The following is a 13,288-nucleotide window of genomic DNA, read 5'->3' on the forward strand; positions in this document are numbered from 1 at the left end:
ACTTCGGATTTTAGAGCCGTTGCCGCGAATCGCGAGCCGGCCACATCGAATTGGTCATCGTCCCTCATGTCCGACCAGCTTCCAGACGCTTCGGCCCAGCCGCCTGAAGCGGCACCGGCAGAACCCTTCGACCCCAAGCCAGTCATTGCCCGCCTGCCGGGCCTGCCCGGCGTGTACCGCTATTTCGACAGCGCCGGCAACGTGCTGTATGTCGGCAAAGCGCGCGACCTCAAGAAGCGGGTATCGAGCTACTTCAACAAGACGCAGTTGTCGCCACGCATCGCCATGATGGTGGCCAGGATCGCGCGCATCGATACCACCGTGGTGCGCACCGAGGCCGAGGCCCTGCTGCTCGAGAACAACCTGATCAAGGCGCTGGCGCCGCGGTACAACATCCTGTTCCGCGATGACAAGTCCTATCCCTTCCTCAAGCTGACCGGCCACCGCTTTCCGCGCATGGCCTACTACCGTGGCGCCACGGACCGCAAGCACCAGTACTTCGGCCCGTTCCCGAGCGCCTACGCGGTGCGCGAGAGCATGCAGATCCTGCAGAAGGTGTTCCAGCTGCGCACCTGCGAAGACACGGTCTTCAATAATCGGACGCGGCCCTGCCTGCTGCACCAGATCCACCGCTGCACGGGCCCATGCGTGGGCGCGATCAATGAGGCGGACTACGCGCGCGACGTCGGCAACGCGGCGCGCTTCCTGCAGGGCCGCGAGACCGAGGTGCTGGAGGGCCTGCAATCGAAGATGGAAGAGCACTCCACCCGGCTGGAGTTCGAGCAGGCCGCCGCGGTGCGCGACCAGATCGCGGCGCTATCGACCGTGCTCAAGCGGCAGGCGGTGGAGGAGGTCGGCCAGGCGCGGGACATCGACGTGCTGGCGGCGGCCGTGGAAGGGGGGCGCGCGTGCGTCAACCTGGCCATGGTGCGCGGCGGCCGCCATCTTGGCGACAAGGCCTACTTCCCCGCGCATGCCGACGAGGCGGCAATGATCGTCGAGGACAGCGATGAGCGGCCAGAGAGCGCCGATAGCGAGCCGGCACAGGCCGCGCCGGGCGTGGAGCGCATTGCGGCGCGCGTGCTGTCGGCGTTCATGGCGCAGCACTATCTCGATCAGGCGCCGCCGCCGATCATCGTCGTCAGCCACGTTCCCGATGATGCCGCGTTGCTGGACGCGCTCGCGCTTCACGCGGGGCGCAAGATCGCGCTCGTGCGGCAACCGCAGGGCCAGCGCAAGGCCTGGCTGGAAATGGCGCAGCAGGGCGCGGCACTGGCGCTGGCGCGACGGCTCGCGGAGCAGGGCAGCCAGGAGGCGCGGACCCGCGCGCTCGCGGAGACGATCGGCATCGATCTCGAAGACCTGGCCCTGCTGCGCGTGGAGTGCTTCGACATCAGCCATACCGCGGGCGAGGCCACGCAGGCATCCTGCGTCGTGTTCCACCATCACGACATGCAGAACGGCGAGTACCGGCGCTACAACATCCAGGACATCACGCCGGGCGATGACTACGCGGCCATGCGCCAGGTGCTGACGCGCCGGTACCAGAAGCTGGTCGAGCAGATGCAGGAGGAAGGCGGGCTTGACACCGCCAGCGAGGCCGCGTCGCCGGTGCCGCACGTGGTGCTCATCGACGGCGGCAAGGGGCAGGTGGAGGTGGCGCGCCAGGTGTTCGAGGAACTGGGTCTCGATATCGGGCTGCTGGTGGGCGTGGCCAAAGGGGAGGGTCGCAAGGTCGGCCTCGAGACCCTGGTGTTCGCCGATGGCAGGCCATCGCTCGAACTCGGGCAGGGCAGCGCGGCTCTGATGCTGGTCGCGCAGATCCGCGACGAGGCGCACCGCTTTGCTATCACAGGCATGCGCGCGCGTCGGGCCAAGACGCGCACGACCTCGCGCCTGGAAGAGATCGAGGGCGTAGGCGCGCGCCGGCGGCAGAAGCTGCTGACCCGTTTTGGCGGCCTGCGCGGCGTCATGGCCGCCAGCATTGACGAGCTGGCCAGCGTCGACGGCATTTCCCGCGGCCTCGCCGAGGAGATCTACCGCCAGCTTCATTGATGCTCCCCGCCCGGCGATTTACCCCGCCGGGCGTGCATTGGCGCCGAAATCGGCGACAATCGCGGAATTCGTCATTGCCCCGTCGGTCTCCAAGCCCCATGCCCTTCAATATCCCGATCCTGCTGACCTGGCTGCGCGTTGCCATGATCCCCCTCGTGGTGGGCGTGTACTACCTGCCGGAAGCATGGCTGCCGATGCACACGAAGAACGTCACCGCGGCGTCCTTCTTCATCGTCGCCGCGGTGACGGACTGGCTGGACGGCTTCCTGGCGCGGCGCTGGAACCAGACTTCGGCATTTGGTGCCTTTCTGGACCCGGTAGCCGACAAGCTGATGGTCACCGCTGCGCTGCTGTCGCTGCTGGCGCTGGGCCGGGTGGCGGACCTGGTGGCACTGGTCATCATCGGCCGCGAGATCACGATCTCGGCCTTGCGGGAGTGGATGGCGCAGATCGGCGCCTCCAAGAGCGTGGCCGTGAACTTCCTCGGCAAGCTGAAGACCACGGTGCAGATGATCGCGATCCCCATGCTGCTCTACGGTGATCGCCTGTTCGGCATCGACGCACAGGTAATGGGCACATGGATGATCTACCTGGCCGCGGTGCTGACGCTGTGGTCGATGGTCTACTACATGAAGCTGGCCTGGCCACAGATCCGCGAGCGGGCCGGCGTTCTTGGCGAGGCGCGCGCGCAAAAATGATGCCGCGCGCAAAAAAGGGTTGACGAACGGATTCGTTCTTTGCAATAATCTCGTTCTCGCTGCTGACGACGCAAACGAAAGCGGCAAGATAAGCTGGTTTAACGCAAGAAGCTGTTATTTGCAGTCAATTGCGTAGTCCGCCGAAGTGGTGGGCATGAAGCAGCGCCATGCGGGAGTAGCTCAGTTGGTAGAGCGCAACCTTGCCAAGGTTGAGGTCGCGAGTTCGAGACTCGTCTCCCGCTCCAGGTTGATTCCGGGTTTGATGGCAGTCAGGCTCGTAGCAGTAGTTGTATGCGGGAGTAGCTCAGTTGGTAGAGCGCAACCTTGCCAAGGTTGAGGTCGCGAGTTCGAGACTCGTCTCCCGCTCCATCCCCAAAGGGAAGCAGCGCTTCCCTTTTTGTTTGGGTTGGTAGCCGCCGCGGGCGCTGTCAGGCAGCGTTCAGTGAATGCGGATACAATCCAGCAGCACGTCACCTGGCGGGGTGGCAGAGTGGTTATGCAGCGGCCTGCAAAGCCGTGTACGCCGGTTCGATTCCGACCTCCGCCTCCAGTTGAAGAAAACAGCGCCTATTCGGCGCTGTTTTCGTTTTCACGGCGTCTACGCCCGTGCGCCCACCTGTTCGGCCGTGACCCGCAGATATTCGGTAAAGGCCAGCAACCCCCGTGTCGGAAACTTGTCCTGGTGCACCACCAATTGCAGCGGACGGACGATGCGGGGCAGGCCGTGCCTGACGGCCACCAGCGTGCCACGTTCCAGTTCATCGCGAACCACGTGCAGCGACAGGCAGCTTACGCCGAAGCCACTCATCACCGCGCGCTTGATCGCCTCGGCATTGCCCAGTTCCAGCGCGAAGCGCAGTTCGCCAAGCAGCGGCATCAACCTTTCCTCAATGATCTCGCGCGTGCCGGAACCGGGCTCGCGCACGATCCATTCGGCATCGCGCAGGCCATCGAGGGGGGTATCGGAGGCCGCAAGCGGGTGGGAGGGGCCGACCACCACGACCATCTCGTCATCGCACCACGGCACGCTGCGCAGCTCGCGCTCATGGCTCGCGCCTTCGACGAGCCCGATGTCGGCATCGAACTGCATCACCGAGCGCAAGACGTCTCGCGTGTTGCCGATCCGCAGGTCCAGCTGGCATGGGCCGTCCTGCGACGCGCGAAAGCCGGCCATCAGCGCCGGCAGGATATAGCTGCCGATCGTATTGCTGGCGGCAATGCGCAGTTGCACCCCGGTCTGAGTCGTGAACCGCTCAAGCTCCTGCGCCTGGTCAAGCAATGACAGGGCGCGCGGAAAAAACTGTCGCCCCGTCTCGTTGATGCAGAGGCGCCGGGCCACGCGGTCGAACAAGGGGCCGTCGAGCGCACGTTCCAGTTCCGCCAGCGAGGCGCTGACGGCCGACTGGGACATGGAGAGGGCTTCCGAGGCCGCTACCGTGCTGCCATGCTGGGCAACAGATACGAAGACCTGGAGCTGGCGCAACGTCAGGCGAAGGGGGCGCTGGTCCATATCGACATTTTAGGTAATTCATAACGATATTACCCGTTTTGCAGATTAAGAGGGCGAGGGTACGCTTCGTACACCTAATCAAAACCCTGCCGCCATGTCATCCGTGTCCGCTACCAATTCCGCCCAGGCTGCTTCGCCAGTCGTCGTGCTGCCGTGGCATCAGCGCCTGCTGCCTTTGCTGCCCCTGGGGGGCGTGGCATGGCTGGCCATGGTCCTGGCCGACCATCCTGCCATTTCGCGCTATGGCCTGAGCGCCCTGACGCTGGCAATGTTTGCCGGCATGATCGCTGCCAACACCATGCCCAAGCACTGGCTGCAGCCGCTGGCCCCCGGCATGCAGATCGCGCGTCACCACCTGCTGCGTCTGGGCGTGGCCCTGTATGGTTTGCGGCTGACGTTTGCATCGATTGCCGCGCTCGGCCTGCCTGGCATCGTGGTGCCGCTTGCCATGCTGCTCGGCACGCTCCTGTTCGGCACCTTCATCGGTACGAAGGTATTCGGCCTGAGCCGCCGCGAAGCCATCCTGGTCAGCTCGGGCAGTGCCATTTGCGGCGCTGCCGCGGCAATCGCGGTGTCTTCCGTGGTGCGTACCGACGACAAGCAGACGGCAGTTGCGGTGGCAACTGTGGTGCTGTTCGGTACCGTCGGCATGCTGCTCTATCCGTACCTGTTCGAACTGGTGACCGGCACATGGCACTGGAATGTCAGCGATCGCATGTTCGGCATCTTCACCGGCGCGACGCTGCATGAAGTCGCACAGGTGATTGCGGCGGGCAAGATGATCGGCGACACGACTGCCGACGCTGCCGTGGTGGCCAAGATGGTACGTGTGCTGGCACTTGGGCCGGTGCTGCTGGTGATGGCCCTGTGGCCGAACAAGGATGCAAAGGCCCATGGCGGCGCTCCGCGCCTGAGCGGCCTGCTGAAGTCGGTGCCTTGGTTTGCGGTTGGCTTCGTGGCCGTGATGGCCGTGAACTCTGCCGGCGCAGTCCCGCAGGAGTGGAAGAGCGGCCTGATCGCGCTGGACAACTGGATGCTGGCCTGCGCCATGCTGGCCATCGGCCTGCACACGCGGATCGGCGACCTGCTGCGCGCCGGGCGCAAGCCGCTCGCCCTGGCAGGCGTGCTCTTTGTCTTCCTGATGGTCGGCGGGGCTTCGCTCTGCTACCTGATGGCCTGAGCGCAAGGGCGGGATGAGACGGCGGCCGCAGCCAGCCTGTTGCTGGTGCGGCCGACGGGACTCGAACCCGTAAGCCCGTAAGGGCGGCAGATTTTAAGTCTGCTGAGTCTACCAATTTCTCCACGGCCGCGCGGAAAGCCCAACATTGTGGTGGTTGCGCATCCGGGATGCAAGTGCGGGCTGCCGGGACTTCTCCTTAAAGCCCGCCCTCCAGCAAAAGTGATCCTTCTGTTACGGCTCGTAACAATGTAGTGAGCGCCGTTGCACTCGGAAATCTCCGAGCCACTAGAATAGAGTCATCAGGAATCCGGGACAGAGGGGCAGGAAATGAAACGTTGGTGGCTCGCAGCATTCGGTATCGTCGCTGGCCTTGCTTCGGGTGCGGCAATGGCCCATGTGAGCGTTGGCGTTGCGATCGGTGTGCCTGGCGTGGTTATCGGCGCGCCGGCTTACTATCCTCCGGCTCCGGTGTACTATCCGCCCGCGCCGCCGGTCGTGGTGGCGCCGGCCCCGGTGTACTATGCCCCGGCTCCCGTCTACTACGGTCCGCGTTATTACGGTCCTGGTCCGCGCTACTATGGCCGCCCGTACTACGGTCCCCGTGGCTACTACGGTCACGGCCATGGTCATGGCCACTGGCGCTGATATAGCAGCCTTGCAAGGTTTTTGAAAGAAGGAGCCCCATTTCGGGGCTCTTTTCTTTTGTCTGGTTTCGCCTGAGGCAGGTAGCAGGCGGATCTCGGCAAGTTCCCTATGCTTGCAGTGTGGTCAAATTTCCTGAACAGATTGCACAAAGGGCAGTAGATACTAATATTAGGGTTTTCCCCTAAACTGCACTTGTGACGCCGCGATGTCACGCGAAGAGGTCGTGTTTCGCGCAGCGCCTGTCTGTCACTGAGAACAAGGGGAATCTCTCATGAATATCAAGCGTAGTTTGGCCGCAGCGACGGCCCTGGCAGCGCTTTCCGTCGTGTCCATGCCGTCGTTCGCAGGCACGGGCAAGGTGGATCCATATCTGGATGGTTCAAAGGTTGGCAAGGTCGATACGTTCACCGACGGCGCGCGTGTCGGCAAGACCGATCCCTATACCGATGGCGCCCGGGTAAGCAAGCCGGATCCGTACACCGACGGTGGCAGGATCAGCAAGCCGGACCCGTTCACCGACGGCGCCTGACACACGTTCGCGGCGCCCTGCGGCGCCGCCCGATTCACGACATGACCCGCCCAAGTGCGGGTCATGTTGTTTTGGGCAATTGTGTTTGACCTTTGCTTGCGAGCCTGCCGCGATGACCGTGGCAATTGTGCGGCGCTATACTTCCGCCTCACACTGTATGAACATCAGGAGAGTGGTATGCAGCAAAAGACCGTGCTGACGGCAGAAGACGTGAAGAAGATCATGGCCGCAGCAGAGGCCGAAGCAAAGGCGCACCAGTGGGCTGTCTCGATCGTGGTGGTGGACGATGGTGGCCACATGCTCGCCATGCAGCGCCTGGACGGTACTGCACCGATCTCGGCCTATATCGCGACGGAGAAAGCCCGTACTTCGGCCCTGGGTCGCCGCGAATCGAAAGTCTACGAAGACATGATCAACAACGGCCGCTATTCCTTCATGACTGCCCCGACGCTGCAGGGCATGCTGGAAGGCGGCGTGCCCATCGTCTGCAATGAGCAGGTCGTGGGTGCGGTAGGCGTGTCGGGTGTCAAGTCGACGGAAGACGCCCAGATCGCCCGTGCCGGCATTGCCGCGCTGGGTCTCTGATCCGTTTCGCCGGAAGCCCCGCGGCTGGCTGCGGGATGGCAAATGCGTTACTTTGCCATCGGCAGGCCGTTCGGCCTGCCACAATCTCACGTCTTGTGACGGCCCGCACTGCAGTGCCGGCGCCGTGCCATTCCCTTACTTCGTCAGGATCAGCTTGCCGTAGCGCGTGACGCGCAGCGTATAGATTTCGCCGTTATGGCGGATCGGCAGCGTCGTGGCGCCACGCATGATGGTTTCCAGTGCGACAGGCTCGCCTACAGAGGTATTCGGAAGGCTGTCGCGCACGAGGGCTTCCAGGCGGGCGGGAATGCCCGCCACAGCGGATTTTACGGATTCGAGGGCTGATGCCGCAGGGGTATCGCGTCGGCCCTGCGGGGCAACTTCCACGCGCCGCAGCGACAGGCGGCGGCGGGTCACTTCACGGGGTTGCGACAGCGGCAGGGAAAGGGTGCTCATTATCTGGCTCCGTTCGGCTATGAGGGATTGGCTCTGCCGGGCGCATGGCGTCACGGCGTGCTTGCAATGGAAGGAGCATAAATGAGAACCGTTATCATTTCAACAGTGCCGATCAATCGTTACATATTTGGCGCAGCGACTCTTCCAAAGAGAAAGGGCATCCCGCGGGATGCCCTCTTTTTCGCATGGCAAGGCCAAGGTCAGGCCACGCCTACTGTTTCGGTTCGGTGATGAAGCCGATCTTGCCGAGCCCGCCATGCTGTGCGGCGGCCATGACCTCGGCCACGCGCTCATAGCGCACCTCGCGGTCCGCGCGCAGGTGCAGTTCAGGCTGCGGTTCCTGCTGTGCGGCGAGGGCAATGTTGTTCGCCAGCGTGGCATCGTCTACTTCGGTCTGGTTCCAGTAGACCTTGCCCTGGGCATCGATCGAGACATTGATGCTCTGCGGCTTGGAATCGTTCGGCGTATTGCTTGCGCGCGGCAGGTCGATCTTCACCGCGTGATTGATGACCGGGATCGTGATGATGAAGATGATCAACAATACCAGCATGACGTCGACCAGCGGCGTCATGTTGATTTCGCTCATCACCTCGTCATCGTCGCTGTCGAGGGTGCCAAATGCCATGATGACTTCCTTGATGCGGTGTTATGACTGCCGTGCCGCGGCGAGCCGCACGGCGTTGTCTTCGGCGCGGGTGCCGACCGGGCGAATGCGGGCGCCGGTCACGAAATAGGCGTGCAGGTCGTGGGCAAAGCGGTTCAGCTTGGAGATGACCGACTTGTTGCCGCGGGTCAGCGCGTTGTAGCCGAGCACTGCCGGAATGGCCACGGCCAGGCCGAACGCCGTCATGATCAGTGCTTCACCGACCGGGCCGGCAACCTTGTCGATCGTCGGCACGCCCGAGGCGCCAATGCCGATCAGCGCATGATAGATGCCCCACACCGTGCCGAACAGGCCCACGAACGGCGCGGTCGAACCCACCGAGGCGAGCACCGCCAGGCCAGACTGCATGTGCGCCACGGCGTCGTCGATCGAACTCTTGAGCGAGCGCGTGAGCCAGTCGGAGATGTCCATCACGTCATGCAGTTGCGGCTGGCTGGCGCGGTGGTGCTGGGCGGCTTCCTTGCCGGCGATGGCCAGCGTGCGGAACGGGTTGGCGTCGCTGGCACCGAGCGTTTCCAGGGCGTGGTCGAAGTCGTCGGAATGCCAGAAGCGCTTTTCCGCGCCGTGCGCCATCTTCTTCAGGCGAACCAGATCCCACGCCTTCGTAAGGATCACGATCCACGACAAGAGCGACATGATCAGCAGAATGATGGCCGTCGCACGCATGACGAAATCGCCTTGCGACCAGAGGTGGGAAAGTCCGAGGTCCTGCATGTTTGGTTCCTGGTGAGTACGTTTTAGGTTGGGATCAGTTCAGTTCGAAGCCAATCGGCTGCTGCGCGGTCACGGCAATGGCGCGGCCGTTGTCCATGTACGGCTTGCAGCGCATGCGCTGGACGGCGTCCACGGCAGCCTGGTCCAGGCGCGACGATCCGCTGGAGGATACTACGGACGTCTTGACCACCTTGCCGGTTTCATCCGTTGTCAGGCGCACCACGGCCTTGCCGGTCTCGCCCATGCGGCGTGACTGGGCCGGATAGCTTGGCTGCGGCGGCGAGCACTGGATCTCGCCGATGCCCACGGCGCGCGGCGCGGCGGACACTGGTGCAGGTTCGGGCGCGGGTGCCGCAGGGGCAGGGGGCGTCGGCGGTGCCGGCGGCGCTTCGATCGCGGTGGGCGACGGCGGCAGCGTGGCGACCGCTTGCGGAACCGGCTTGGGCTGCGGCGGCGTCGGCCGCGGCGTCGTCACCTTGACCGGCTTGGGCGGCGTTTCCGTCTTGGGCTTGGGCGGCTCCGGCGCGGGCGGCTTGGGCTGCTCGAGCGGAATGATACGGGCGATGATTTCCGGGGCAATCACCGCCTCGGTCATCTTGCGGCCCAGGCCGCTCTGGATCAGGTAAAGCAGGCCGGCGTGGAACAGCAGGACGGCGAGCGTAATCTTGAGGAAGCGTTGATCGAACATTGGGTGAACAACAGTGTCTGCCGGCCGGCACAGAGTCACTTGCGATAGAACAGGATCAGCGAGATGCCGCATCCGACCAGCAAGCTAACAAGCAATTCCATGATAAACGCTCCTGCAATAGCGGTTGCCGGGGAGCGCCACTCTCGGGCGGCGTGTTAGTGCAGCAGTATAAACGATAATGATTCTTATTTGTTGTGATTTGTGCGCCGCAGCTGGAAATTTATCCAAAGGGCAGTTATACCCCCAAATCCAGGCAGCGTTGCGAGTTGGTGGCGGGCACCACAATGAACGGCATTGCGTGGCATGCGGAATGCGCCGCAAGCCACGAAGCGCGCTAGCATAAGGAAAAAGACTGCGAGCGTGGTGGTACGCCTGTTGCGGCGTCGCAATCGGGTGCACGGGGATGAGGCCATGGACTTCACACGTTTTGCTGAAGAGGACCGCTCCAAGATACTGCGCCCCGGGCCGGGCATTTCGGCCAGCTCGGCGCTGGACTGGATGTGCGCCCAGTTTGCCCTGCGGGTCGTGTGTGCGCTGGGGCCCCGGTTCAATCTGCGCAGCAATATCAATGACGTGCTGACAGTCAGCGCGCAGGAGATGGTGTGGCCATATGGTGTCGTGCTGCGCGTGCAGCGCTTTCTCTCGGCCCGTTGCGCCGACATGCCGGCGTGGAAAGGGGCCGGCCGCCTGACGCCTGAGGAGTTCCTGGAGCGCCACGGCCAATGGAACAGCGCGTTCGACGAAAGCGCGCTGTTCTACTACCTCGACGAGTACGTCAAGCACCACGCCAAGGACATGTTCGCGGTGTTCGATGCCTCGGCCTCGGCCATCGCATCGCGGCTCGATGGCGAGCGCGTGCTGCTGGTGCGCAATATCGACATGCTCAGCCATGTGCTGGACTTGCCCGAGCACGAGCGCAAGCTGCTGCTGTTCGCTGCGCTGGCCAAGTACAAGCGCGACCTGCGCGCCGTGATGGTGGACTGCAAGGTGGCGCATAGCCAGGAGGCATTCCAGATCCTGTCCGGACTGACTGGCGCGAGCCCGGCGGATGTGGCCGCTTCGCTGCGGCCCGGCTCGCGCCTGGAAACGCTGAACCTGATCGAGCAGCCATTGCCCGAGAACAGCGTGACCGATCTTGGCGACCTGATGCGCCTGTCCGACCGCCTGCTGCATGTGCTGCTTGGCAACTATGCCAATGAGGCCGAGATGATGGCGGTATTCACGCGCCCGGCCGCGCCGCCGACGTTGACCGTTACCGACTATCCGCATGTCGAAACCGACGCACGCTATCTCTCGGCGCTGCTTTCCAATGCCACACGCCAGCATGCCGCGGGCGTGAATGTACTGATCTATGGCCCGCCCGGCACCGGCAAGACCGAATTCGCCCGGCTGCTGGCGCGCGAAGCTGGCTGCGAATTGTATGAGGTCGACTGCCTGGACCGTGATGGCAACAGTCTCTCGGGCAAGGACCGCTACCGCTCGCTGCAGGTGTCGCAGGCCTTCCTGCGCGGGCGGCCGCGCACCGCGTTGCTGTTCGACGAAGTCGAGGACGTCTTCCCGGGCAGCTCGCGCGAGCTGATGAGTCTGTTTGGCCAGGAGGACGCGCGCGCTTCGGTGAACGGCAAGGCCTGGGTCAACCAGACGCTGGAGCAGAACCCGGTCCCCGTGATCTGGATCTCGAATTCAATCCGGCAGATCGATCCCGCCTATCTGCGCCGCTTCCAGTTCCACCTGGAACTGAAGATCCCGCCGCCGCTGGTGCGCGAGAACATCATCCGCAAGCACCTCGGCGGGCTGGATGTCAGCGATCCGTTCATTACGGCGCTGGCTGGGCGCAAGACGCTCACGCCGGCCCAGGTGCAGTCCGCCGCGCGCTTCGTGCAGCTGGCCCGGCCCGATGTGGACGAGCCGGTCGAGGCGCTGATCCTGCGCCAGCTCGAGCATGCCGACCGCGCCATGGGGCTGCGGCCGGAGGCCGAGGTCAGGCCGGTGGTGACCCACTATCGCCTGGACAACCTGCACCTGGAGACGCGCTACGACGTTGCCAAGATCACCGAAGCGCTGCGTGTGCGGCAACGCGGCACGCTGTGCTTCTATGGTCCGCCCGGCACGGGCAAGACCGCGCTGGCCGAACACATTGCCGCGGCGCTGGACATGCCGCTGATGATCCGGCGTGCCTCGGACCTCATGAGCAAGTACGTGGGCGAGACCGAGCAGCAGATTGCCGCCATGTTTGCCCGGGCCGAGGAAGACGGCGCGGTGCTGCTGCTGGACGAGGCCGACAGCTTCATGCAAAGCCGCCAGCAGGCCGTGCGCAACTATGAGGTGTCGGAGGTCAACGAGATGCTGCAGGGCATGGAGCGCTTCAACGGCATCTTCGTCTGCACCACCAACCTGTTCGACCGCATCGACGAGGCCGCCTTGCGCAGGTTCTCGTTCAAGATCCGCTTCCTGCCGCTGAAAGCCGGTCAACGCGCGACGATGTTCGTCGACGAAGCGCTGGATGGTGACGAGGCCCGGCTGACGGATGCCATGCGGCAAGAGCTGGACGTGATGGACTGCCTGACTCCTGGCGACTTCGCCACGGTCAAGCGCCAGTGTGTGCTGCTCGGGGATTCGCTCACGCCAGACGAATTTCTCGCGCAATTACGGCACGAGCATGCGGTCAAGCCCGACGTGCGCGCGCACCGGCCGCTTGGCTTCCTGCGGTAGACGTCAGAAAGCGGGGGCGGGTTCGATGATCACCGTCTCCGCCCGCGCTTCGATATGCAGCAATGCGGCTGCCATCTGCCGCAGGTGGGCGGCATCCTTGGTCGAGGCGAAGCGGTCTTGCGGCATGGCGTCGGGTGTGGTGGCCAGGGCGTGTTCCCCCAGCTTGCGCGCCAGCTGGCGCGCAATCGCGCTGCCAGTATCGACCAGCGCCAGCTGGTCACCGACCATGCCGCGGATGGTGTCCGAGAGGAAAGGGTAGTGGGTACAGCCGAGTACCAGCGTGTCGGCGCCGGCCTCGAGCATCGGCGTGAGGTAATTGTCCAGCCGGCCGCGTATGTCCGGGCCGTCGATGTCGCCTTGCTCGATCAGTGGCACCAGGCCCAGGCCCGCCTCGCAGATAAACCGGCTTTCCCCGTCGAGCGATGCCAGCAACCGCGCGAACTTGGCGCTCCGGAGCGTATTGGCCGTGGCCAGCACGCCGACCACCTTGCTGCGGCTGGCTGCCGCCGCAGGCTTGAGGCCGGGCTCCACGCCGATGATCGGCACTGGCAGCGTCTGGCGCAGCAGTTCCACGGCGTGGCCGGTGGCGGTGTTGCAGGCGATGACAAGCGCCTTGCAGCCTTGCGCCAGCAGCCATTCGCAGGCCTGCAGCGTGCGTGCCTGCACGAACGATTCCGGCTTCTCGCCATAGGGGGCGTACTTCGAGTCGGCCAGGTAGAGCAGCGACTCTTGCGGCAGCAATGCGCGGATCTCGCGCAGCACGGACAGGCCGCCGAGGCCGGAATCAAAGACGCCGATGGGAGCGGGGTTCACGTTGGGCAAACGGAAGGGCAGGGGTGGAAAAAAAGCCGG

General features: G+C 64.2%; 13 protein-coding genes and 4 tRNA genes. 10 read left to right on the top strand and 7 right to left on the bottom strand.

Features of this window, described 5'->3' with window-relative positions; all coding sequences use genetic code 11:
• Window positions 1-66 precede the first annotated feature (66 nt).
• From uvrC to KHO22_RS20685, 5 genes are all read left to right on the top strand, one after another.
• Window positions 67-2,055, top strand: a complete 1,989-nt coding sequence (gene uvrC / locus KHO22_RS20665; protein ID WP_211949039.1) for an excinuclease ABC subunit UvrC — start codon at window positions 67-69, stop codon at window positions 2,053-2,055.
• A gap of 98 nt (window positions 2,056-2,153) precedes the next feature.
• The gene (gene pgsA / locus KHO22_RS20670) at window positions 2,154-2,753 is read left to right on the top strand and encodes a CDP-diacylglycerol--glycerol-3-phosphate 3-phosphatidyltransferase (protein ID WP_211949040.1); all 600 of its coding nucleotides are present in this window, start codon (window positions 2,154-2,156) and stop codon (window positions 2,751-2,753) included.
• Window positions 2,754-2,922: 169 nt separating this feature from the next.
• Window positions 2,923-2,998: transfer RNA gene (locus tag KHO22_RS20675), tRNA-Gly, on the top strand.
• 48 nt (window positions 2,999-3,046) lie between these two features.
• A tRNA-Gly gene (locus KHO22_RS20680) sits at window positions 3,047-3,122 on the top strand.
• Window positions 3,123-3,229: 107 nt separating this feature from the next.
• Window positions 3,230-3,303, top strand: a tRNA-Cys gene (locus KHO22_RS20685).
• 48 nt (window positions 3,304-3,351) lie between these two features.
• On the opposite strand, the gene KHO22_RS20690 is transcribed toward KHO22_RS20685, so the two are convergent.
• Complete coding sequence (locus tag KHO22_RS20690) at window positions 3,352-4,263, bottom strand: LysR family transcriptional regulator (protein ID WP_211949041.1); 912 nt, start codon at window positions 4,261-4,263, stop codon at window positions 3,352-3,354.
• 94 nt (window positions 4,264-4,357) lie between these two features.
• On the opposite strand from KHO22_RS20690, the gene KHO22_RS20695 reads away from it, so the two are divergent.
• Window positions 4,358-5,443 (top strand): YeiH family protein, encoded by a 1,086-nt coding sequence (locus KHO22_RS20695; RefSeq protein ID WP_211949042.1) that lies wholly within the window; start codon window positions 4,358-4,360, stop codon window positions 5,441-5,443.
• A gap of 43 nt (window positions 5,444-5,486) precedes the next feature.
• Here KHO22_RS20695 and KHO22_RS20700 read toward each other — a convergent pair.
• Window positions 5,487-5,573, bottom strand: a tRNA-Leu gene (locus KHO22_RS20700).
• Between the two features lie 197 nt (window positions 5,574-5,770).
• Between KHO22_RS20700 and KHO22_RS20705 the strand changes: the two genes are divergently transcribed.
• The 3 genes from KHO22_RS20705 to KHO22_RS20715 all read left to right on the top strand — a co-directional run bounded on the left by KHO22_RS20705 (window position 5,771) and on the right by KHO22_RS20715 (window position 7,202).
• On the top strand, window positions 5,771-6,088 hold the full coding sequence (locus KHO22_RS20705) for a hypothetical protein (RefSeq protein ID WP_211949043.1): 318 nt from the start codon (window positions 5,771-5,773) through the stop codon (window positions 6,086-6,088).
• A 271-nt stretch (window positions 6,089-6,359) separates the two neighbouring features.
• The gene (locus KHO22_RS20710; RefSeq protein ID WP_211949044.1) at window positions 6,360-6,617 is read left to right on the top strand and encodes a hypothetical protein; all 258 of its coding nucleotides are present in this window, start codon (window positions 6,360-6,362) and stop codon (window positions 6,615-6,617) included.
• Between the two features lie 177 nt (window positions 6,618-6,794).
• Window positions 6,795-7,202, top strand: coding sequence for a heme-binding protein (locus KHO22_RS20715; RefSeq protein ID WP_211949045.1), 408 nt, complete (start codon window positions 6,795-6,797; stop codon window positions 7,200-7,202).
• A gap of 135 nt (window positions 7,203-7,337) precedes the next feature.
• Here KHO22_RS20715 and KHO22_RS20720 read toward each other — a convergent pair whose 3' ends face one another.
• The 4 genes from KHO22_RS20720 to KHO22_RS20735 form a co-directional block, all read right to left on the bottom strand.
• Complete coding sequence (locus KHO22_RS20720) at window positions 7,338-7,658, bottom strand: hemin uptake protein HemP (RefSeq protein WP_211949046.1); 321 nt, start codon at window positions 7,656-7,658, stop codon at window positions 7,338-7,340.
• A 211-nt stretch (window positions 7,659-7,869) separates the two neighbouring features.
• Window positions 7,870-8,283, bottom strand: a complete 414-nt coding sequence (locus KHO22_RS20725; protein ID WP_211949047.1) for an ExbD/TolR family protein — start codon at window positions 8,281-8,283, stop codon at window positions 7,870-7,872.
• Between the two features lie 21 nt (window positions 8,284-8,304).
• A complete protein-coding gene (locus KHO22_RS20730) occupies window positions 8,305-9,036 on the bottom strand; it encodes a MotA/TolQ/ExbB proton channel family protein (RefSeq protein WP_211949048.1) in 732 nt (243 codons plus the stop codon).
• Between the two features lie 34 nt (window positions 9,037-9,070).
• Window positions 9,071-9,724: an energy transducer TonB gene (locus tag KHO22_RS20735; RefSeq protein WP_211949049.1), complete on the bottom strand. Its 654-nt coding sequence runs from the start codon at window positions 9,722-9,724 to the stop codon at window positions 9,071-9,073.
• Window positions 9,725-10,135: 411 nt separating this feature from the next.
• On the opposite strand from KHO22_RS20735, the gene KHO22_RS20740 reads away from it, so the two are divergent.
• Entirely contained in the window at window positions 10,136-12,436 is a 2,301-nt protein-coding gene (locus KHO22_RS20740; RefSeq protein ID WP_211949050.1) for an AAA family ATPase, read from the top strand.
• Window positions 12,437-12,439: 3 nt separating this feature from the next.
• Here the strand turns inward: KHO22_RS20740 and murI are convergent, their stop codons facing one another.
• Complete coding sequence (murI, locus tag KHO22_RS20745; protein WP_211949051.1) at window positions 12,440-13,249, bottom strand: glutamate racemase; 810 nt, start codon at window positions 13,247-13,249, stop codon at window positions 12,440-12,442.
• Window positions 13,250-13,288 lie beyond the last annotated feature (39 nt).

The sequence above is a fragment of the Cupriavidus yeoncheonensis genome (assembly GCF_905397275.1).
In the GTDB taxonomy this organism is placed as follows: Bacteria; Pseudomonadota; Gammaproteobacteria; order Burkholderiales; family Burkholderiaceae; genus Cupriavidus; species Cupriavidus yeoncheonensis.